A 20,124-nucleotide genomic window follows, 5' to 3' on the forward strand; every position below is an offset into this window, starting at 1 on the left:
GAGATATTAAAAGTACTGATGAAAAAGTGAATGTCCTCACAGAGGACAAAGAGGATTAAGCGCGCAGATTCGCTTGTTTATTTTCCCAAATAGAATGTAAAAAAGCAATCGTGATCAATCCGATACCGATTGTTCCCGTTACCATTTCACTGATATGGGTGGTGATTTTCATGAGCATGATAATCGCCAAAATACCGATAGCGTAATGCGCTCCGTGTTCGAGATAACGAAATTCGGAGAGCGTTTTATGCTCGACAAAATAAAGTGTAATGCTACGAACAAACATGGCTCCGACACCGAGCCCGATCATAATGATAAAGATGTTGCTGGTAAGGGCAAACGCTCCGATAACACCGTCGAAACTGAAACTTGCATCGAGTACCTCAAGGTAGATAAATCCGGCAATCCCGCTTTTGACCGTATCAGAAGAGAGGAAATGATCCAGCATTCCAAGCAATGAGTGAAGCAGCACGCCGTACATAAATGCCAGAACAACACCAAAGTCCTGCGTAATATGTCCCAGAGCGATCCCTATCATAATGGCCGTAATCAACTCGATATTGGCAACGCCTGAAAATGTCTCCATCATTTTAGAACCCTCAACAAACGTTACCCATTTGATATCGCGTTCTTCAAAGAAAAAGTCCAAAAAGACCATGAGCAAAAATGCTCCCCCGAAAGCGAAAATCGTCGACTCGGTAGCTTTCAGCACTTTTTCGTATTCCGAGGGCTGATTCATCGCTACTTGCAGCGTTTCCATCAATCCCATTCCCGTGACAATCGATACGATCGCAAGAGGAAATACCAAACGCATTCCAAATACCGCGATCGGAATACCGAATACGATAAACCGTTTCTGCCAAACCGGATCCATCGTTTCCAAAACTTTGGCATTAACCACCGCATTATCAAACGATAATGAGATTTCAAGGACAATCAAAAGAAACGTTATGTAGATAGCGGTAAGTCCGCCGAGATAAAAAGCCGCAATAAGCCCCATGGCCATAATTGCGAATGAACTGATAAAGTAGCGCATACTTTCGCCCTTATAAAAAAGATGCGAAATTATAGCGGATTAATTCTGACCCGAAGGGGCAAGCTTTAGTGCCTTAGCGGCCAGCGCAGCCAAAGGGATTTACTTCCTTTGGCGTTCAAATCAGATGATGAGTGCATCATGCCATTGAACCAAAGAGAGCCTAAAGCCCTCTTTTACGGGGAGGACTTCGTGAGAAAAATAGGGATTGCTTAAAAAAACGACCATATCCCCCGCTTCGGGACGAAGGGTAATCGTATTGCCGTGCGCGTCACACAGGTAATTAAACAACAGTTCACCCCCGCTGAAATGATCCGAGTCGGTCGGATGGGGCGTATAGGAGGTGGTAAATAAAACCGTAGTGAGTTTACGTTCCGGTGCAACCGTACGGTATCCGATAACATTTCCTTCATGGTCGCGAAGTTCGCTCGCATCATCGGAATGTTTGAGATAAAACGATCCGCTCTCGTATCCGAGAACCTGTACATCGGTGGCTTTAGTGAGTGAAAGGGCAAAAAAATCTTCGATCTCATGACGTACCGCTTCAAAACGGCGGTCGTAAATCGTTCGGTGTTCCGGACTGAGGGTATGGATATCCGTTTTACGAATCGCCGTGTCCAATGATTTGCCGCGAAGCTCCGCCTGCACCGCCTCCTTATCCGACAATGCTGCCCCCGTTATGGCGCGGCACTCGGTGGGGCTGAGAACCCCTTCCAAAACCATATACGGAAAATCATGATAGGGGTTGGGGAGCCGCGCAGTCGGAATATCCCATTCTAATAATTCATCTCGGGCATAGACGTAATTGCTGATTTGGTGCACTTTTATTTCTGCTTATCCGTAACAATATAGAGCTGTTCGTGTCCGAGACGTTTAAGGACATCCATCACCCCCACAAAATTTTGAAATGCAGCCTCTTTGTCGCTGTAGAGGACAACGGTCATCTCTTTGCCCCCCTCGGTAACTTTTTGCTCAAACTCCGCTAATGTAATCGGTGTTTTCTCCTCACCCAGTATCAAGGCTCCGTCTTTTTCAATCGTGAGTTTCAGTTCACTCGGCTTATGCTCCGCGGCAGTCCCTTTGGCTTCAGGTAAATCGACCGGAATAAGCCCTGTACGAATAAAGGTTGCGGTGGTAAGCACCATTACCAAAAGCACCAACATAATATCGATGAACGGGATAACGTTGATCGTATCGATCCGTTTCATTCTCATGAGACTATCCTCGGTTTTTGTGAGCGTTAATATCCCACTGTGCCAATAAACGTTCCATCTTACGGAGCAAAATATTGTAAAATACGATTGCCGGTATTGCAACGACCAATCCCATTGCGGTTGCTTTAAGCGCCAATGCCAGTCCGGTCATAATCTTTTTCGGATCAACCGCACCCACATCACCCAAAGAATAAAAGGTAATCATAATCCCTAAAACGGTTCCTAAAAGACCGACATACGGGGCATTTGATCCAATCGTAGCAATGGTACTGACATTGTTCCCCAAATCAAGTTCAAGTTCCTCTTTGCTCTCATAATCGCCTATTCGTATCGAACCGTATGCCATTAATCGCTCTATAAAAAGCCACAAAGAAACAATACTCATCATCACCAAAATCCCGATAATCCCGTAATCCACTGCATTATGTGCCAGTCCCAACCAACTATTTTCCATTAACTTCCCTTTTTTTTGAATTCAAGTTTGACGCACGTCCCCTCATGTAAACGCGAGGAGATATGCAAAGCGATACCGTAACGGTCGCAATAGCGCTTGACCAGATTAAGACCGATTCCGTATCCGGCCATGGTCGAGTCGTTTTGGTAATAACGATCATAAATATGCATCAGAGTAATTTCATCCATGCCCATCCCCTGATCGCAGATACTTACAATATTATCTCGAAGCGTAATCGTGATTATAGGGCTTTTAGGTGAATATTTCACCCCGTTTTCAATCAGATTATCGATGACTTTTGCCAACCCGATACGATCACAATTGACATCACACGATTCAAGCGTAACCTCCCAAACTACGGAAGGATAGAGAGAGGCTAAAAATATCAAACGTTCTTCAAGCACTTCACGCAGATTAAAATGTTCGATTTTCTCCCGTTCGCTCTGTTTTTTAATCAGATAGTCGAGCTCGTTATAGCGTTCCTTTAACATTTCGGCAGCCACTTCAATCCGCTCAAGTCGCTTCAGACTTTTATCATCCGTATGCGTTTTACGAAGCATCTGCACATTCGCCGTAATCGTGTTAATCGGAAGATTCAGTTCATGCAGCGTCTCTTTGGAAAACCGTTCCAAATGGTCAAAATGCTCTCTCAGCGGAGTAATTGCAATTCTCGCTAATATGCTCCCCGCAACGAGAGTAATAATCAGCGAAACAAAAGCGATAATTCCCCATTGTTGTACACCAAGCACATCGTGTACATAATAAATTCCGGCAATTAAAATACCGGTTGTGGTTACATACAGCGATGCTAATGCGATTTCGACACTACGAAACAAGGCGATATCCTACACCGCGGATATTGAGTATCCGCTCACTGCCGATCTCTTGCTTTAGACGGGTGATATAAACCCGAATCGCTCCGTCACTGATCATTTCAGAAGGGTTCCAAAGGGTATCCATAATAGCCTCTTTCGTCACAATCTCTCCGGCGTTGCGGATAAAAAGTGCCATTAGCTGATATTCTTTAAGGGATAATGAAAGTTCCCTCCCCTCCATCAGAACACACTTATGCGCTTCATCCAAACATAGCTCACCTGCACAATGGCGTGTCTTCCCTTTTGTTCGGCGCAAAAGTGCATGAATCCGAACCAGTAATTCATCCGTGTTAAACGGTTTTTTAAGGTAATCTTCCGCCCCGAAATCAAACGCTTTTGTAATGGTCTCTATCTCTTGATGGGAAGAGAGATAGATCGTCGGCGTATGATCGTTCGCCCGGCGCAGTTCTTGCAGCAGAGATAATCCGTCAATAAGAGGGACATTGATATCCAGAAGATAGAGATCGAAACGATTTTTGTAGGTCTCATCGAGAGCATTTTGTCCGTTACGGCACAAAACTACCTCAAAGCCCTCCTCTTCCAAGACATCTGCGATCGATTCGCCGAACAGCAAATCATCTTCCAGTACCAAAATTTTAGTCAACACGCTCTATCGACCACTTCAAGGTTTCACCCGCTCTCATCGGTACCACACTGCCGTACATTTCAGGTACTACAAAATCTTGTTTCACCAAAACCACCTCTTTGTATTCGGCACAAATACCGTATATTTGCTGTGCGTTATCACTGATAAACGCTTGCAGATTGTCGAGTTTATCATGCGCATCAAACACTTCACACAGCAACTGCAGTGCGATAGGGGCGGTAAAAACCCCTGCACCGCATCCGCACGACTCTTTCGTGTGTTTCGGATGCGGCGCGCTGTCGGAGCCGAACATCACTTTCGGATGGGCCTCAAGCGCTATTTTTAAAAGAGCCGCTCGATCTTCGGGGCGTTTGGCGATCGGTTTGCAAAACAGATGAGGACGTAGCATCCCCCCCGCTACGTCATCGAGGGTGATAATGAGGTGATGTACCGTAATCGTCGCATACAGATTCTCATAGCGATCCAACATTTCTACCGCATTTGCCGTTGTGATGTGTTCCATAACGATTTTGAGTTTCGGGAAATTGCTTGCCAGCATCTCATACACTGACATAAATTCCGCTTCCCGGTCCATCACAAATCCGTTCGTCTCGCCGTGAACCGAGAGGACGATTCCCAAATCAGCCATCGCTTCGAGCGTTTCGCGCATCGACTCGATATCAAAAGAGCTGACCCCCCCTTCCGAATTGGTCGTTACGCCGCTGGGATAGAGTTTAATCGCCGTAATTTCATCCTGAACGCTCTCCAAAAACGGCCGCGTGTAGTTTTGGTAAAAAAGGGTCATATAGGGTTCAAAGTCATCCCGACCGATCGCGTGTTTGATCCGTTTTTTGTACTCTATAACCGAATCAAGCGTCGTTACGGGAGGGACAAGATTCGGCATCACGAGCGCGCCGCTGAAACTGTACGACGTCAAAGGGGCAACGGTTTCGAGCATCTCTCCGTCACGAAGGTGCAGATGCATATCAAGAGGCATGGTCAAAGTAATCGATTTCATCATTAGACCTTCAACTGCTTCTGTGCTTCTTCAATAAGGGCATTGAGCGCCTCTTCATAACGGACCGCTTCGGCTTGCTCCGTCGATTCGAAACGGGTTACCAATACAGGTGTCGTGTTACTCGCACGAACCAATCCCCACCCTTTATCGAAAATAACCCGTACCCCGTCCACGTCGATGATCTCTTTGATCGCCGGAAACGATGCCGGAGGAGTTTGTAGCAACTCTTTCAGCTTCGCCATCAACGGAAACTTCTCCTGCTCGGTTGTTTTTACCTTGATCTCTTCGGTCGAAAAAACCTGCGGCAGTTTGGCGATTTCGGCATCCAAATCAATCCCTTCATGTACCAGTTCCAGCATACGGAGCGTTGCGTAAATCGCGTCATCGTATCCGAAGTAGCGATCGGCAAAGAATACGTGACCGCTCACTTCACACGCCAAATCGGCGTGAAGCTCTTTCATTTTGACTTTTAGATTGGAGTGCCCCGTTTTGTACATGACCGCTGTCGCTCCCCGTTCACGGAGGGTATCGTACATCACCTGCGAACATTTCACTTCACCGATAACGGTCGGGTTTTTCATCTTCAGGGCAAACAGCAACGCCATCATGTCCCCTTTGATGTTGTTATTCTGGGTCAATACGGCGATACGGTCGGCATCCCCGTCATAGGCAAACGCGATATCGCCTTCGGATGCGAGCAGTTTTTTGATGTCTTCGAGATTATGCTCTTCGCTCGGGTCAGGATGGTGGTTCGGAAATGTCCCGTCGGGATCGGTGTATATTCCTTTGGCGGACAGCCCCAATTCATTAAAAATATCGACGATGGCCAATCCGGCGACCCCGTTTCCGCAGTCGTATACGATCTTTTCTTTCATCCCGCGCAAATGGCCGAACGATTCGACCATAAAACGCTTATAACGTTCCAATGCATCGATCTCTGTTACTTGACGCTCTACTTTTGCAGGAAACGGCAATGTCTCAATTTTGCGTCCGAGTGCATAGATTGACTCGCCGAAGAAAGGGGCTTTATTGATCGTTATTTTAAATCCGTTATATTCGCTCGGATTGTGCGAACCGGTAATCATTACCGAAGCGCACGGGGTGATACCGTTAAAATCTTGATAATTGCAAAAATAGTTGACGGGAGTCGGTACCATCCCCATCCCCAATACTTTCATACCGCCCGCGTTCAGTCCGGCTGTAAGATATTCGAATAAAATCGGTGAATGGCTTCGAGCATCATACCCTACCGCAACATACTCGCCGTGAGCTTTCATCTCATCCGCCAAAGCGTACCCTAAACGGGTAATCGTCTCTTCATTTAACTCTTTTTCAAAAATTCCACGGATATCATACTCACGATAAATAGACATGTTTTTCCTTTTTAGCAACATTGACAAATTATACAACGTGGTAATTAAATAGAGTCTTTGAAATGGGGCAAAAGCCCCACAGAAGAGTATCGAAGAAGTGTTACAAAAGTGTTAAATCGCCCGTTTAAATTCAGGATAGGCTTCCAGTCCGCATTCGCTGACATCGAGTCCTTGAACCTGATCATCATCCGATGCGCGAAACGCAACCAGTTTATTGATAGCGTAAATGATGACAAAGGAGACCGTAAATACAAACACGGCGATTTCACCGACCCCTTTGAGCTGATTCAAAAAGGTTATCCCTTTTGCGGGGTTTGACGCAAAAAGTCCGACCGCCAACGTCCCCCAGATACCGTTAACCAGATGAACCGACAAAGCACCGACGGGATCATCGATTCGGAAACGGTCAAACAGCGGTACCGCCAATACGACTAAAACACCGCCGATCAATCCGACTGCAAGCGAATCATACAGCGTATACAAATGCGGCCCGGCCGTAATGGCTACCAATCCGCCCAATGCACCGTTAAGAATCATGGTAATATCGAAGAGTTTATAACGCAGATAAATAAGGACGCCTGCCGCAATCGCACCGGCCAAACCAGCCGCATTCGTATTAAAAATCGTCAATGCTACCGAATCCGCCGCTTCTTTGGTGGCAATGCTTCCGACCGAACCGCCGTTAAATCCGAACCATCCAATCCAAAGCAGCATCGCACCCAAAACGACCAGCGGGATATTTGACGCCGGGATAACGCGGATTTGATCGCCGACATAACGCCCTTTACGCGGTCCGATAATCAATATTGCCGCGAGCAATGCCCATCCGCCTGTCGAGTGGATGACGGTCGAACCGGCCAAATCAACGAAACTTAGATCAAAAACGGTGTCTTTGATCCAATCGCTTCCCCAGCTGATGTTGACGGCTGTCGGGTAAATAAACGCTCCCATAATGACGGTAAACAGTGTCAACGGCAAAAGGCGGGCACGCTCACCCACCCCGCCGCTCATAATATTGATCGCTTTTCCGACAAACGCCATTTGGAACATAAAAAATGCCCATTGGCTCATCGTTGTACTTTGAAAATCACCGAATGCCAGATGAAATCCGACCAAAATAAAAGCCATCGACGCCACTGCATAAATCATAACATTCACTGTCAATACGCTGGAGACGTTTTTGGTTCTCACCAAACCTGCTTCAAGCATCGCAAAACCGGGAACCATTAAGATAATAAGTGTGATTGAAAAGAGGGTAAAGAGGGTATCAATAACGTAGGCAGTATCCATGCAGCACCTTTAATTTTAAGATAAAGGTGTGCATTATATAGTCAATTTTTGGAATTAGAGAAGGAGTATTGATTAATTTTTAATCAATACTATATAGCCAAGAGGAACGTTCTCCCTTCGGCCAGTTTAACTTAGATAGCTTCGATATCCGTTTCACCCGTACGGATACGGACGATTTTGCTGATCTCGCTTACGAAAATTTTGCCGTCACCGATTTTACCGGTACGTGCCGCTTCAACAACGGTGTTGACCACTTGATCTACCATCGCGTCATCCACGACCATCTCCATTTTGATTTTAGGGAGGAAGTCAACCACATATTCAGCACCGCGATAGAGTTCGCTGTGCCCTTTTTGTCGTCCGTACCCTTTTACTTCGCTGACCGTCATACCGGTAATACCGATTTCAGCCAGTGCATCTTTTACATCTTCAAGTTTAAATGGTTTGATAACCGCTTCAATTTTTTTCATTGTTCATTCCTTCTTATAGGTTAAATCCACGTTCACCGTGTACCGATTCATCCAAACCTTGGCTCTCTTGCTCTTCGTTAACACGTGATCCGCCAGTAAATGCCATTGCGATATAGTACACCACGATCGTACCGACCAAAGTAAACAATCCAACCAATAGAGCTGATTCAGCTTGAACCATGATTTGTCCCATACGATCCCCTGCATCTTTCAACGGTCCTGACCAAAGAAGTGCGTTATCGGTATTAGGCGTATACAAGGCAAAGATACCGGTAGCGATTGCACCCCAAAGACCTGCAAGGAAGTGAACCCCGAACGCATCCAAAGAGTCATCATAACCCAATTTTTTCTTGAGTGCAGTCACACCGAAGAATGCTACAACCGCACCTACGATACCGATGATCAAAGCACCGCCGACACTTACGAAACCTGCTGCCGGAGTAATCGCAACAAGACCTGCTACCGCACCAGACGCTGCTCCAAGCAATGTCGGTTTTTTGAATACCATAGACTCAACCACAATCCAAGTTACCGTTGCAACTGCCGCAGCAATTGTCGTTGTAAGGAAAGCAACACCCGCAATCGCGTTTGCACCGAAAGCAGACCCGGCATTAAATCCGTACCAGCCGAACCAGAGCAAACCAGCCCCCACTGCTGTCAAAATAACGCTTGCCGGTTTCATCGCAACTTTAGGATAACCCGCACGTTTACCGATCAAAACAGCTAATACAAGACCAGCCAAACCACCGTTCATATGAACAACCGTACCCCCAGCAAAGTCAAGTGCACCCTCGTTGAAAAGGTAACCGCCGCCCCATACCATGTGAGCAATCGGTGCGTAAACGACGATTGTCCAAATAAATGCAAAAACCATCCATGTCGAAAATTTCATACGTTCGATGACCGAACCCGCAACGATTGCTACTGTAATAGCGGCAAATGTCCCTTGGAACGCGACAAAAACAAATTTAGGATACAGTTGTCCCAATTCTACACTTGCGAAATCAGTCCAGCTGATACCGCTGAGCATCACATTTGCAAATCCGCCGATTACTTGGTTCATTGAACCTTCAGCCGTACCGAAAGCAATAGAGAAACCGGCAATGACCCATGCAATCATCGCTACTGTAAACGCACCGAAAACCATAGCGTATGTATTAAGAACGTTTTTCGCTCTTGTCATCCCGCCGTAGAACAGCGCCAAACCGATCGGTGTCATCAACATTACCAATGCCGTTGACATCATCATCCATGCAGTATCACCCGAGTTAAGAACGGGTTCAGCAACGGCTGCAGTTACAGCAGTTGCATTAGCGTCATCAGCAAATGCCGATACACCAAGTAGCGATAAAGCTAAAAGCCACTTTTTCATTTTCTCTCCTTGTTTGGACGTTTAAATGTCCGAATTAACTTAAATGTCGAATACCATTGTACAAAGATATCCAAATGAGCGTGTACAGATTACTGATTAAATTTTAATCAACATGCTGTGTGAAATTAAAAAAGAGCTTTTGAGCGATGATTATATAAGGAAATATGATAGAGAGGAGTCAAAGCCGAAGCTTTGAGTTGCACAGCAGCTTAGATAGCGTCGCTATCGGTTTCACCCGTACGGATGCGGATAATTTTATTGATATCGCTGATAAAAATTTTACCGTCTCCGATTTTTCCGGTTCGTGCCGCTTCAACAACCGTGTTGACCACTTGATCTACCATCTCGTCATCCACAACCATCTCCATTTTAATTTTAGGAAGAAAGTCAACTACATATTCCGCACCGCGGTACAATTCACTATGTCCCTTTTGGCGGCCATACCCTTTTACTTCGCTTACCGTCATACCGGTAATGCCGATTTCTGCCAATGCGTCTTTTACATCTTCTAATTTAAAAGGTTTGATAACCGCTTCGATTTTTTTCATTAATATTAAACTCCGTAACACTATTTTTTTAATGTTTGTGATAATTGTAACCTTATTTAATTAATTAAGCAAATTAAAGGTGAAAAAACAGATTTTAAGAATTTAAGGCTCGTTCGGATATAATCAGCAACCTTATCTTCACTTTTGGGGACGAAATGAACGATCTGCTTGACAATAGCGAAATAAATGACATAAATATTGAAGACACTCTTAAGAGCAGTTATCTCGACTACTCAATGAGCGTCATTATCGGACGGGCACTTCCGGATGTGCGTGACGGTCTCAAACCGGTTCACCGCCGTATCCTCTATGCAATGGACAAGCTGAGTCTATCTGCCGGCGCAAAATATAAAAAATCGGCACGTATCGTCGGGGATGTTATCGGTCAATACCATCCGCACGGGGATACATCTGTTTATGATGCGCTTGTTCGTATGGCACAACCGTTTGCTATGCGCGCACCGCTCGTCGACGGTCAAGGGAACTTTGGTTCGGTTGACGGCGACAATGCGGCAGCTATGCGTTATACCGAAGCACGTATGACACGATATGCCGGTGAACTTCTCAAAGATTTGGAAAAAGACACCGTCGATATGGTCGACAACTATGACGGCACGACTCAGGAACCTGAAGTCCTTCCTACCCGCGTTCCAAATCTTCTCATTAACGGTTCATCCGGTATCGCCGTCGGTATGGCGACGAACATCCCTCCGCACAACCCGAATGAAGTTCTCAGCGCACTTGTCCATCTTGTCGACAATCCGAATGCCTCACTCCATGACATCATGCAGTTTATCAAAGCGCCGGACTTCCCTACCGGAGGAACTATTTACGGTAAAAAAGGGATTTTGGATGCCTATGAGACCGGCCGCGGCCGTATCCGTGTCCGGGCCAAAACCCATATCGAGAAAAAATCGAATAAAGACGTTATCGTCATCGATGAGCTCCCGTATCAAGTCAATAAAGCCCGTTTGATCGAAACGATTGCCGATTTGGTCAAAGACAAGTTCATCGAAGGAATCAGCGAGATCCGAGATGAATCCGACCGTGAAGGGATCCGTGTCGTTATCGAACTAAAACGTGACGCGATGAGTGAAATCGTCCTTAACAATCTTTACAAATCGACCAATATGGAGACGACGTTCGGGATCATTATGCTCTCTGTTTTCAACCAGGAACCGCGTGTCTTCACCCTTCTTGAAATGTTGGGGCATTTTATCAACCACCGTAAAACCGTTATTATCCGCCGTACTATTTTTGATCTTGAAAAAGCCAAAGCACGCGCCCATATCTTGGAAGGTTTGAAAAAAGCGCTCGATCATATCGAAGCGATTATCAAACTTATCCGTGCCAGTGCCGACGGTGAGACCGCGAAAAACGGCTTGATCGAAGAATTCGGTTTTTCACCGATTCAAGCCCAAGCCATTTTGGATATGCGTCTCCAACGCCTTACCGGATTGGAACGCGATAAAATCGAAAATGAACTCAAAGAGATTTTGACCCATATCGAATACCTAGAGAGTATCCTCCGAAGCGAAGAGGTTCTCAAAGGGATTATAAAAGAAGAATTCGTTGAACTCGTGGAACAATACAATATTCCTCGCGTCACCGATATCGAAGATAACTATGATGACATCAATATCGAAGATTTGATCCCGAACGAACCGATGGTCGTTACCATCAGCCATCGCGGATACATTAAACGCGTTCCGCTTGCCGCATATGAAAAACAAATCCGAGGCGGAAAAGGGAAAGTTGCCGTAACGACCTACGATGACGACTTTATCGAGAAATTCTATACGTGCAATACCCATGATACCTTGATGTTCGTCACCGATCGCGGACAACTCCACTGGCTCAAAGTGTATAAAATCCCGGAAGGGTCACGTACGGCAAAAGGAAAAGCGGTCGTTAATCTCATCAACCTCGAAGCGGATGAGAAAATCCGGTCGATTATTCCGACAACCGATTTCGATGAGAAAAAATCGCTCGTCTTTTTCACCCAAAACGGTATCGTCAAACGTACCGCTTTGAACGAATTCTCAAATATTCGAAGCAACGGTGTCCGTGCAATCGTTCTGGATGAAGATGATGCACTCATCACGGCGCACATCGCGACCGAAGAGACTAAGTATCTCTTTATCGTGACCAAATTCGCGCAATGTATCAAATTTGAAATAGACAAAACCCGCGATCAGGGACGCAGCACCCGCGGTGTACGCGGTATCAAATTTAAAATCGAAGGCGATGTTGTCGTCGATGCCAATATCATCAAATCCGATGAGGAAGAGATCCTCATGGTCAGTGAAAAAGGGATCGGAAAACGGACTACTGCCGAAGAGTACCGCCTAACAAACCGTGCCGGTTCAGGGGTTATCGCGATGAAACTCAATGCCAAAACCGGAACAACAGTCGTCGGATGTGTTATGGTAGATGAGACAATGGATCTTATGGCTCTGACCAAAGCGGGTAAAATGATCCGTGTCGATATGCAGACGATTGCAAAATCCGGACGCAATACCAGCGGCGTTTACATTGTCAAAGGGGATGATGTCGCCAGTATTTCCCGTTGTCCGAAAAAAGAGGAGGATGATGAAGAAAATGAGGGAAATGAAGGTAGTGAACCTACTACATTAGAGTTGGAATAGTATTTGCTTAAATTGGGTAATTATTCCAAATATACCCGAAGGAATCCGAATGCGAATCTCTGCTCTACTTGCACTGTTTCTCACTATTCCCGCACTTCATGCGGGAATTTTCTCCAGCGATACACCTACTGTAAAATGTGTCTATAGCGGCACAGACGGTCATTGTGTTGAACCCATTTTAAAATCCGGACATGAGCTCGTTGTTACCGTTGTGGGACAAGGTGTCGCACCGTCGGTTACCGCTTCACCGGCTCAAGCCTACGCTTTAGCCAAACGAGCCGCAATGGTAGACGGCTATCGTCTCATCGCAGAGCGGGTCAAAGGGGTTGAAGTTGAAGGACAGGATACCATCAAGAACATGATGCTTACACAATCAACAACCCGTACGTCCGTTGAAGCCCTTGTACGCGGCGCCAATATTATCAACACTACATTTAAAGAGGGACTGTGCGAAGTCGAAATGGAAATTTCCCTTTCCTATTCTCGGGTTTTACCTTAATCTTTACCTTAGCGATCAAAGCCGATGACTACTATATAGGGTATCGGCTTACTGCTAAAAATACTCAAGCCATCAATGAAACCCTCTCCGTATCAAAAGCGATGCAACCGTGCGGCTCTCTTGACAATTCGGCCCTATTAGTTTTAAAACATACTCCGGATGAGACATTGGAAACGGTTTTAAAACGGGAAGAAACCACTTTTTTGGAATTTGCCTCATATCAAGAGCTTCACGTCAAAAGCAATGATCGCTTTAGCGCTTCAAATGTACACTCCCTTAATTCCCTGACACTCCCGACAAAATGCTATGCAGTCGAGTTTAATAATGAGTCTGTTACAATAACCGCAACTAAATAAGGGGTGGTCGTTAATGAAAATTGCAATTGTTGAAGATGATATCAATATGCGTAAATCGCTTGAAATTGCGATGAGCGACTATGAAAAATATGAGATTCATACCTTCAAAAATGCTCGTGACGCACTTAAAAAGCTGGATGATACTTTTGAATTGGTCATCAGTGACATCAATATGCCGGGGATGGACGGAATCGAGTTTGTCAAAACGCTCGGAGGCAAATTTGAAGTGATCATTATCACCGGGAATGCTACCCTCACCCGTGCCATTGAATCGATCCAACTCGGCGTCAAAGATTTCCTTCTCAAACCGTTCGAAATCGAGACACTCGTTACCGCTATCGAGAGAACCGCAACGATCGCAAAAAAATCACAAAAGCCCTCTTCCGCGGAACCTGCACAAACCGAAAATTTCCTAGGCACATCTCCGATACTGGATAAACTGCTAAGCCGTATCGCCAAAGCCGCTATCACGGATGCGAGTATGATGCTTTTAGGGGAAAGCGGTGTCGGTAAAGAGGTATTTGCCCGCCATATTCATGAATGCTCGCATCGCTCCTCAAATCCTTTTATAGCCATCAACATGGCGGCCATCCCCGACAATCTGATCGAGAGCGAACTTTTCGGCTTTGAAAAAGGCTCTTTCACCGATGCTACGGAAGCTAAAACGGGACAATTTGAACTGGCTGAGGGGGGGACGCTCTTTTTGGATGAAATAGCCGAAATGCCATTTAGTCTCCAAGCCAAATTGCTACGTGTGCTTCAAGAACGGGAAGTCCGTCGTTTGGGAGCCTCAAAAAATACCAAAATCGATGTTCGTATCATCTGTGCTACCAACGCCGATCTCCATGAAAAAATCAAAGAGGGGAAATTTCGCGAAGATTTGTATTATCGGCTGAATACCATTCCGTTGAATATCCCGCCGCTTCGGGAGCGCCGGGAAGAGATTCTCTCTATTGCCGAAGCGGCATTAGAGCGCTATTGTTCACAATACGGTTTTGAGCCGAAATCGTTTACCGCATCAGCACGCAATGCCCTTGAAAACTACAACTGGCCCGGCAATATCCGTGAACTGATTTCGGTGGTCGAGCGTTCGGCGATTTTAAGCGACGGCGAAATTATCGATACCGATGACCTCTTTTTGGAAGCACGCGGTCTAGGAAGGATTTAACGCTTCTTTCCTAAAAAAAGATACTGCAAAATTTATCAAAGTTTTAAAAGCCCCTATTTGCTATAATCGCGGAAAAATATTTTCGGGTGATCTGATTTCATCCCTAAGGAAAACTTCCTATGAAACTTTACAATGTAGCCGTCGTCGGTGCCAGCGGTGCTGTCGGAGAAGAAATTTTACGTATTTTCGAAGAGATCGATTTTCCTCTTGCCAAACTTGTTCCCCTTGCGAGTGCCCGCAGTGCCGGCAACACCGTCACATTCAATGACCAAGAGTTGGTTATCAAAGAGTTGACCCCTACCGTATTCGCTGAAGAAGGGATCGAGATTGCCCTCTTCAGTGCCGGCGGAAGCGTATCGGCAGAATTTGCCCCGTATGCGGCAGAGGCGGGAGCCGTTGTAATCGACAATACGAGCCATTTTAGGATGTTCGATGACGTCCCTCTTGTTGTTCCGGAAGTCAATCCTGAAGATATCGCTCAGTGGAAAAAGACGGGGATCATCGCCAATCCGAACTGCTCTACTATCCAAATGGTACAAGCGCTTAAACCGCTTGATGACGCATACGATTTGCAACGAATCGATGTCAGTACCTATCAAGCGACTTCCGGAGCGGGAAAAACGGCTATGGAAGAGTTGGTTGAACAGATGCAGGCTTTCTTTTCATTTAAACTTGATGATATGGAACCGAAAAAATTCCCTCACCGTATCGCTTTGAATGCTATCCCGCAAATCGACTCATTTACGGCTAACGGCTACACCAAAGAAGAGCTGAAAATGGTGAATGAAACTCAAAAAATCATGCACAAAGAGATCGAAGTGAGCGCAACCTGTGTCCGAATCCCGACACTTCGCGGTCATGCCGAAACATTGACCCTGACCTTTGACGGTGCAGTTGATGCAGCCGAAGCGCGTGAACTGCTTCGAAAAGCGCCGAATATCATCGTTTTAGATGAACCGAGCGAGAGTATCTACCCGATGCCGTCTTTGTGTATGGATCAAAACGAAACCTTTGTCGGACGTATCCGTAACGATATCTATCGGGATAATGTTCTTCACATGTGGGTTGTCGCCGATAACCTCCGTGTCGGCGCCGCAACCAATGCGGTACGAATCGCTCAGAAATGGGTAGAGATGCAAGGAGCATAAGATGCATTTCATCGAAGGTTTATTTGAAAAAGGGCTATGGAGCTCACGTTTTATTATTGTCTTAGCCGTTGTATTCGGATTGCTCGGCGCTATTTTGCTCTTTACGATCGCTAGTTTTGATGTATTCCACACGATGCAGTATGTTATCAGTGTCTATGCCACCCACGCTCATCCGGCGCATTTTCATGAGGAAGTCGTCGGAGGTATTATAGGTGCGGTTGATCTCTACCTCATCGGTGTCGTAATGATTATCTTCTCATTCGGCCTCTACGAGCTGTTTATCTCCGATATCGATCCGGCAAAAGACGAACACGGTAAAGAGAACCAGCTTCTTGCCGTCCATTCGCTCGACCAGCTCAAAGACAAGATCTCGAAAGTTATCGTTATGGTACTGGTCGTCGGTTTTTTCCAAAAAGTGGGACATACGGTATTTACCGGAGCTTTGGAGCTGTTGTATCTGGCACTCTCGATCACAGCGGTTGCCGTCGGGCTTTACTTCCTAAGCAAAGTAGGTCATCACGACCACTAAAAAATAATTTTTTATCCTTTTGGCATCCGCTAACGCCGCATGCGGAGGCAGAAGTGCCGGAAGTATGCGAGCACTTTGCCAAAAGGATAGAGTTTCTTTTGCTTCTTTTCTTTACGGACAAAGAAAAGAAAGAGAAGACACACTACAAAGGATTCAATAATGAGTAAAATTTTCGTCGATGCCTGTTTCGGAAAAGAAACCCCTTATACCCCCGTTTGGATGATGCGCCAGGCGGGACGCTATCTTCCGGAGTACATGGAAGTACGCAAACGTGCCGGAAATTTTTTGAACCTTTGCCATGCTCCCGACATGGCAGCGGAAGTGACTATCCAACCTCTTGACATCGTAGGCGTTGATGCGGCAATCCTTTTCAGCGATATTTTGGTTGTCCCGAATGAAATGGGGATGAAACTCGATTTTATCAAAGGAGAAGGTCCTGTTTTCGACAAACCGATCGCCTCTGAAGAAGATTTGAATGAACTGATCGGAGGAGAAGAAGCGGCATCGAAACTGACGTATGTTTACGACACGATTAAACTGCTTCGTAAACAGCTCGATGAACGGGGTGATGATAAAGCCCTCATCGGATTTACCGGAGCACCGTGGACGCTGGCTACCTATATGATCGAAGGCCAAGGGACAAAAACCTACAATATCTGCAAAAAGATGATGTATTCCAATCCTGACCTATTGCATAAAATTCTCCATAAAGTGACTGAAGTGGTCAAACTTTACATGGAAAAGCAGATTCAAGCCGGCATTGATGTCGTTCAAATCTTCGACAGCTGGGCTGCGGCAATCGAACCGAGCCGATACAATGAGTTTTCTTGGAGCTATATGGTCGAAATCGCCGACTATCTAAAAGCCAAATACCCTCATATCCCTATCATCATGTTCCCAAAAGGGATCCCGGCATTCTTGGACCAAGTATACGGAAACTTCGATGTATTCGGCGTCGACTGGAGTACTCCGATGGCTTTGGCCAAAGAAAAGCTCGGTGATCGATACGTGTTGCAGGGGAATATGGAGCCGTGCCGGCTCTACTCGAAAGAACAAACGACCGCTTGTGTCGAAGCGATCCAAAACATCATGGGCGGCAAACGTCATATTTTTAATCTCGGTCACGGAATCCTCCCCGATGTTCCGGTCGAAAATGCACAGCATTTCGTCCGAGAGTGCCAACGTGTGAGCAAAAAAGCTTAATATGTCTACCATCTTCGGACCCGTGCATTCACGCCGTTTCGGTGTTTCGCTCGGGGTCGATCTCTCTTCCTCAGGAAAACAGTGCAATTTTGACTGTCTCTACTGCGAATTAGCTCCCATGCCGGCTATGGCGAATCAGCATACCGTTACCCCTGTCGAAACCGTTATCTCCGATTTAAAAGATGCTCTATCGAAGCACACCGCTATCGATGTCATTACAATCACGGCAAACGGCGAACCGACCATGTATCCGTATTTGGGTGAACTGATCGGACAGATTGATGCAATCAAAGGGAGTATCCAGACGCTCATCCTCTCTAACAGCGCCTGTCTGGGGAATGAGAAAGTCTTTAACACCCTTTTAAAACTCGATCAGGTAAAACTCTCGCTCGATGCCGCGACTCCTGCCGTATTCAAAAAAATCGACCGCCCAGCAGAGGGGATCGAGATCGCTTCCATCATTGAGAACATCTCCCGATTCTCACATCTGTATAAAGGGAAACTGTTTATAGAGATATTGTTTGTCAAAGGCCTCAACGATGCCTTAAGTGAGCTAGAAGCCCTCAACACTGCCCTCCTCGGTATCCGATGTGAGCGGATCGATATCGGGACTATTGACCGCCCACCGGCTTATCCCGTTCAGGGGATGAATTTTGAAGAGCTCTATGCACTCTCACGCCGTTTTGATCCGTCATTGCCTATTCATATCGTATCACGCACTCACCTATCTGCGACACAAAGCACATACAGCGATGACGAAATACTAACGACCTTAAACAAGCGCCCTTTGACGATGGAAGATATCGATGCTCTTTTCGACGAAGAGTCAAAAGAACGTTTCAAAAAGATGCTGAGCCAAGGTAAAATCGGGCAAATTGAGCGTTCAAACATACTATTTTTCATCCCTGTCGAAAATATTAATCGAAAACGCTCTAAATAACCGTTTTTTTATTGACAATTGTGCCTTCATAACGTATAATTACGCCCTCATAAACATTCCGGATTAGCTCAGCGGTAGAGTAGGTGACTGTTAATCACTTGGTCGCTGGTTCGAATCCAGCATTCGGAGCCATTTATGAACCTTTCTTCTTTTACTGTTCCGGATTAGCTCAGCGGTAGAGTAGGTGACTGTTAATCACTTGGTCGCTGGTTCGAATCCAGCATTCGGAGCCACTTTTTATTTACCCCTCGCTCACAAATAATTTTAAATACCCGTTCGTTTCGATCTATTATTGTTTATACCCAAAATACAAGTCGATCGTGAAACGCAGAAGATAGTTGGGCCGGTAATCGTATTGTTCATGATAAGACAAAATCGGTTCTATCTGATAAAACAGATACTCTTTGACTAATTGCTGACGCCATACTGCCCCAAGCGAATAATTATATACCCCTTCTTGCGGATGAAGCCCATTCTCATAGGTATCGGATAAATCTTTTGTACGGCCGTTGGCCGCAACGTAATAGCTGTAGCCGACACCGTTTTTCAGCATATTCATATAAGAGAGCTGGGTCAGGTAATCCATCCCTTTGATACGGTTATTGGTAGATCGTTGAAATAAAATCCGGATCAGCTCTTTATCGGAAAGTTTTCGGTCAAAATACAAATCCGTCCATTCATCAAATTCCGTTTCAACCGCATATTTGAAATTTTGATTTGCTTTGAATAACCATCTTCCCATTAGTATCGGATATTCCAAATGGGTTTTAACATAAGGGTTGTCTATTCCGGAAAGTCCGAGCGATGCATTCGAAAATAAACGTCCGTATAAAGGCAAATAGTATTTTATCCCTATCCCCTCATTCATAGCTGCATGACGTGCATTGGAGACAATCCCCCCCTCCTGAACGTCATCGCCGATAAAAATCTGCAGCTTTTCCTGAGTTTTCGGTAGTTTGATACGGGCACTAATTTTATTGTATAAAGCAGAATCTCCCCGTTTATCAAATATGTATCCCCCCTGCACTTTGACAAAACTTTTGTTTTTAATATCCAAATAGTTTTCATCTTTGAAAAAATCATCGAACCAAGCCGCCGCCTGATAGATTTTAAGATATTTTTCCTGCTTATCGATCTGTCCTGCGAATCGACTCTCCGTATCCAAAGAGCTATTCTGATCTTCTTCAAATCCGCCGGAGAACAGTTGATCCAAATTCGTCGAGAAAATGAGAACTTTACGCGACAAGTAGTCATGCACCTCATCGGTATCGTACGAGCTGTCTTTCTCTAAAGACGTTGCAGTGCTTATTCCACTCTGAGTACCTCTCTCATCCGCAAAGAGAGCCATTTGGGATACAAAGCATATCAAGACTAATTTCAGTACCATAGTTTTATATTCA

Annotated in this window: 21 protein-coding genes and 2 tRNA genes; 10 read left to right on the top strand and 13 right to left on the bottom strand. The window is 45.6% G+C overall.

Annotated features, from left to right (window positions below; all coding sequences use genetic code 11):
- Positions 1–55: 55 nt before the first annotated feature.
- The 12 genes from SULKU_RS10415 to SULKU_RS10470 all read right to left on the bottom strand — a co-directional run bounded on the left by SULKU_RS10415 (position 56) and on the right by SULKU_RS10470 (position 10,233).
- Entirely contained in the window at positions 56–1,036 is a 981-nt protein-coding gene (locus SULKU_RS10415; RefSeq protein WP_013460928.1) for a DUF475 domain-containing protein, read from the bottom strand.
- Between the two features lie 120 nt (positions 1,037–1,156).
- The gene (locus tag SULKU_RS10420; RefSeq protein WP_013460929.1) at positions 1,157–1,855 is read right to left on the bottom strand and encodes a 2OG-Fe(II) oxygenase; all 699 of its coding nucleotides are present in this window, start codon (positions 1,853–1,855) and stop codon (positions 1,157–1,159) included.
- Between the two features lie 2 nt (positions 1,856–1,857).
- Positions 1,858–2,247: an ExbD/TolR family protein gene (locus SULKU_RS10425; protein ID WP_013460930.1), complete on the bottom strand. Its 390-nt coding sequence runs from the start codon at positions 2,245–2,247 to the stop codon at positions 1,858–1,860.
- A gap of 4 nt (positions 2,248–2,251) precedes the next feature.
- Positions 2,252–2,701 carry a TonB-system energizer ExbB gene (gene exbB, locus SULKU_RS10430; RefSeq protein ID WP_013460931.1) on the bottom strand — a complete coding sequence of 150 codons (450 nt, stop codon included), beginning with the start codon at positions 2,699–2,701 and terminating at the stop codon, positions 2,252–2,254.
- Positions 2,701–3,537: a sensor histidine kinase gene (locus SULKU_RS10435; RefSeq protein ID WP_013460932.1), complete on the bottom strand. Its 837-nt coding sequence runs from the start codon at positions 3,535–3,537 to the stop codon at positions 2,701–2,703. Before SULKU_RS10435 ends, exbB begins: the two co-directional genes overlap by 1 nt.
- Entirely contained in the window at positions 3,527–4,183 is a 657-nt protein-coding gene (locus SULKU_RS10440) for a response regulator transcription factor (protein ID WP_013460933.1), read from the bottom strand. Before SULKU_RS10440 ends, SULKU_RS10435 begins: the two co-directional genes overlap by 11 nt.
- Positions 4,173–5,180 (bottom strand): dihydroorotase, encoded by a 1,008-nt coding sequence (gene pyrC / locus SULKU_RS10445; RefSeq protein WP_013460934.1) that lies wholly within the window; start codon positions 5,178–5,180, stop codon positions 4,173–4,175. The genes SULKU_RS10440 and pyrC overlap by 11 nt, the downstream gene beginning before the upstream one ends.
- Positions 5,181–5,182: 2 nt before the next feature.
- Positions 5,183–6,553, bottom strand: a complete 1,371-nt coding sequence (locus SULKU_RS10450) for a phosphomannomutase/phosphoglucomutase (RefSeq protein WP_013460935.1) — start codon at positions 6,551–6,553, stop codon at positions 5,183–5,185.
- A gap of 111 nt (positions 6,554–6,664) precedes the next feature.
- On the bottom strand, positions 6,665–7,843 hold the full coding sequence (locus SULKU_RS10455) for an ammonium transporter (RefSeq protein WP_013460936.1): 1,179 nt from the start codon (positions 7,841–7,843) through the stop codon (positions 6,665–6,667).
- A gap of 131 nt (positions 7,844–7,974) precedes the next feature.
- The gene (locus SULKU_RS10460; protein WP_013460937.1) at positions 7,975–8,313 is read right to left on the bottom strand and encodes a P-II family nitrogen regulator; all 339 of its coding nucleotides are present in this window, start codon (positions 8,311–8,313) and stop codon (positions 7,975–7,977) included.
- A 13-nt stretch (positions 8,314–8,326) separates the two neighbouring features.
- The gene (locus tag SULKU_RS10465) at positions 8,327–9,685 is read right to left on the bottom strand and encodes an ammonium transporter (protein WP_013460938.1); all 1,359 of its coding nucleotides are present in this window, start codon (positions 9,683–9,685) and stop codon (positions 8,327–8,329) included.
- A gap of 209 nt (positions 9,686–9,894) precedes the next feature.
- Positions 9,895–10,233, bottom strand: a complete 339-nt coding sequence (locus SULKU_RS10470; protein WP_013460939.1) for a P-II family nitrogen regulator — start codon at positions 10,231–10,233, stop codon at positions 9,895–9,897.
- Positions 10,234–10,388: 155 nt separating this feature from the next.
- Between SULKU_RS10470 and gyrA the strand changes: the two genes are divergently transcribed.
- The 10 genes from gyrA (at position 10,389) to SULKU_RS10520 (ending at position 18,957) form a co-directional block, all read left to right on the top strand.
- Positions 10,389–12,881, top strand: coding sequence for a DNA gyrase subunit A (gyrA, locus tag SULKU_RS10475; protein ID WP_013460940.1), 2,493 nt, complete (start codon positions 10,389–10,391; stop codon positions 12,879–12,881).
- A 49-nt stretch (positions 12,882–12,930) separates the two neighbouring features.
- A complete protein-coding gene (locus tag SULKU_RS10480; protein WP_013460941.1) occupies positions 12,931–13,380 on the top strand; it encodes an LPP20 family lipoprotein in 450 nt (149 codons plus the stop codon).
- Complete coding sequence (locus tag SULKU_RS10485; RefSeq protein WP_013460942.1) at positions 13,329–13,736, top strand: hypothetical protein; 408 nt, start codon at positions 13,329–13,331, stop codon at positions 13,734–13,736. The genes SULKU_RS10480 and SULKU_RS10485 overlap by 52 nt, the downstream gene beginning before the upstream one ends.
- Before the next feature lie 13 nt (positions 13,737–13,749).
- Positions 13,750–14,904, top strand: a complete 1,155-nt coding sequence (locus tag SULKU_RS10490; RefSeq protein WP_013460943.1) for a sigma-54-dependent transcriptional regulator — start codon at positions 13,750–13,752, stop codon at positions 14,902–14,904.
- 119 nt (positions 14,905–15,023) lie between these two features.
- The gene (locus SULKU_RS10495; protein ID WP_013460944.1) at positions 15,024–16,052 is read left to right on the top strand and encodes an aspartate-semialdehyde dehydrogenase; all 1,029 of its coding nucleotides are present in this window, start codon (positions 15,024–15,026) and stop codon (positions 16,050–16,052) included.
- A gap of 1 nt (position 16,053) precedes the next feature.
- Entirely contained in the window at positions 16,054–16,581 is a 528-nt protein-coding gene (locus SULKU_RS10500; protein ID WP_013460945.1) for a YqhA family protein, read from the top strand.
- A 159-nt stretch (positions 16,582–16,740) separates the two neighbouring features.
- Positions 16,741–17,784 (top strand): uroporphyrinogen decarboxylase, encoded by a 1,044-nt coding sequence (gene hemE / locus SULKU_RS10505; RefSeq protein WP_013460946.1) that lies wholly within the window; start codon positions 16,741–16,743, stop codon positions 17,782–17,784.
- Between the two features lies 1 nt (position 17,785).
- Positions 17,786–18,724, top strand: coding sequence for a radical SAM protein (locus SULKU_RS10510; protein WP_013460947.1), 939 nt, complete (start codon positions 17,786–17,788; stop codon positions 18,722–18,724).
- A 57-nt stretch (positions 18,725–18,781) separates the two neighbouring features.
- Positions 18,782–18,856: transfer RNA gene (locus SULKU_RS10515), tRNA-Asn, on the top strand.
- A 26-nt stretch (positions 18,857–18,882) separates the two neighbouring features.
- Positions 18,883–18,957 (top strand) — tRNA-Asn (locus SULKU_RS10520).
- A 56-nt stretch (positions 18,958–19,013) separates the two neighbouring features.
- On the opposite strand, the gene SULKU_RS10525 is transcribed toward SULKU_RS10520, so the two are convergent.
- Positions 19,014–20,111, bottom strand: a complete 1,098-nt coding sequence (locus SULKU_RS10525; protein ID WP_013460948.1) for a hypothetical protein — start codon at positions 20,109–20,111, stop codon at positions 19,014–19,016.
- Positions 20,112–20,124 lie beyond the last annotated feature (13 nt).

It is taken from the genome of Sulfuricurvum kujiense DSM 16994, assembly GCF_000183725.1.
Lineage (GTDB): Bacteria > Campylobacterota > Campylobacteria > Campylobacterales > Sulfurimonadaceae > Sulfuricurvum > Sulfuricurvum kujiense.

Bases quoted from the DNA above. Each gene is read 5' to 3' on its own strand.
- SULKU_RS10415 (WP_013460928.1), bottom strand. From the start codon at position 1,036: ATGCGCTACTTTATCAGTTCATTCGCAATTATGGCCATGGGGCTTATT.
- SULKU_RS10425 (WP_013460930.1), bottom strand. From the start codon at position 2,247: ATGAGAATGAAACGGATCGATACGATCAACGTTATCCCGTTCATCGAT.
- exbB (WP_013460931.1), bottom strand. From the start codon at position 2,701: ATGGAAAATAGTTGGTTGGGACTGGCACATAATGCAGTGGATTACGGG.
- pyrC (WP_013460934.1), bottom strand. From the start codon at position 5,180: ATGAAATCGATTACTTTGACCATGCCTCTTGATATGCATCTGCACCTT.
- SULKU_RS10450 (WP_013460935.1), bottom strand. From the start codon at position 6,553: ATGTCTATTTATCGTGAGTATGATATCCGTGGAATTTTTGAAAAAGAG.
- SULKU_RS10455 (WP_013460936.1), bottom strand. From the start codon at position 7,843: ATGGATACTGCCTACGTTATTGATACCCTCTTTACCCTCTTTTCAATC.
- SULKU_RS10460 (WP_013460937.1), bottom strand. From the start codon at position 8,313: ATGAAAAAAATTGAAGCGGTTATCAAACCATTTAAACTTGAAGATGTA.
- SULKU_RS10465 (WP_013460938.1), bottom strand. From the start codon at position 9,685: ATGAAAAAGTGGCTTTTAGCTTTATCGCTACTTGGTGTATCGGCATTT.
- SULKU_RS10470 (WP_013460939.1), bottom strand. From the start codon at position 10,233: ATGAAAAAAATCGAAGCGGTTATCAAACCTTTTAAATTAGAAGATGTA.
- gyrA (WP_013460940.1), top strand. From the start codon at position 10,389: ATGAACGATCTGCTTGACAATAGCGAAATAAATGACATAAATATTGAA.
- SULKU_RS10480 (WP_013460941.1), top strand. From the start codon at position 12,931: ATGCGAATCTCTGCTCTACTTGCACTGTTTCTCACTATTCCCGCACTT.
- SULKU_RS10490 (WP_013460943.1), top strand. From the start codon at position 13,750: ATGAAAATTGCAATTGTTGAAGATGATATCAATATGCGTAAATCGCTT.
- SULKU_RS10495 (WP_013460944.1), top strand. From the start codon at position 15,024: ATGAAACTTTACAATGTAGCCGTCGTCGGTGCCAGCGGTGCTGTCGGA.
- SULKU_RS10500 (WP_013460945.1), top strand. From the start codon at position 16,054: ATGCATTTCATCGAAGGTTTATTTGAAAAAGGGCTATGGAGCTCACGT.
- hemE (WP_013460946.1), top strand. From the start codon at position 16,741: ATGAGTAAAATTTTCGTCGATGCCTGTTTCGGAAAAGAAACCCCTTAT.
- SULKU_RS10510 (WP_013460947.1), top strand. From the start codon at position 17,786: ATGTCTACCATCTTCGGACCCGTGCATTCACGCCGTTTCGGTGTTTCG.
- SULKU_RS10525 (WP_013460948.1), bottom strand. From the start codon at position 20,111: ATGGTACTGAAATTAGTCTTGATATGCTTTGTATCCCAAATGGCTCTC.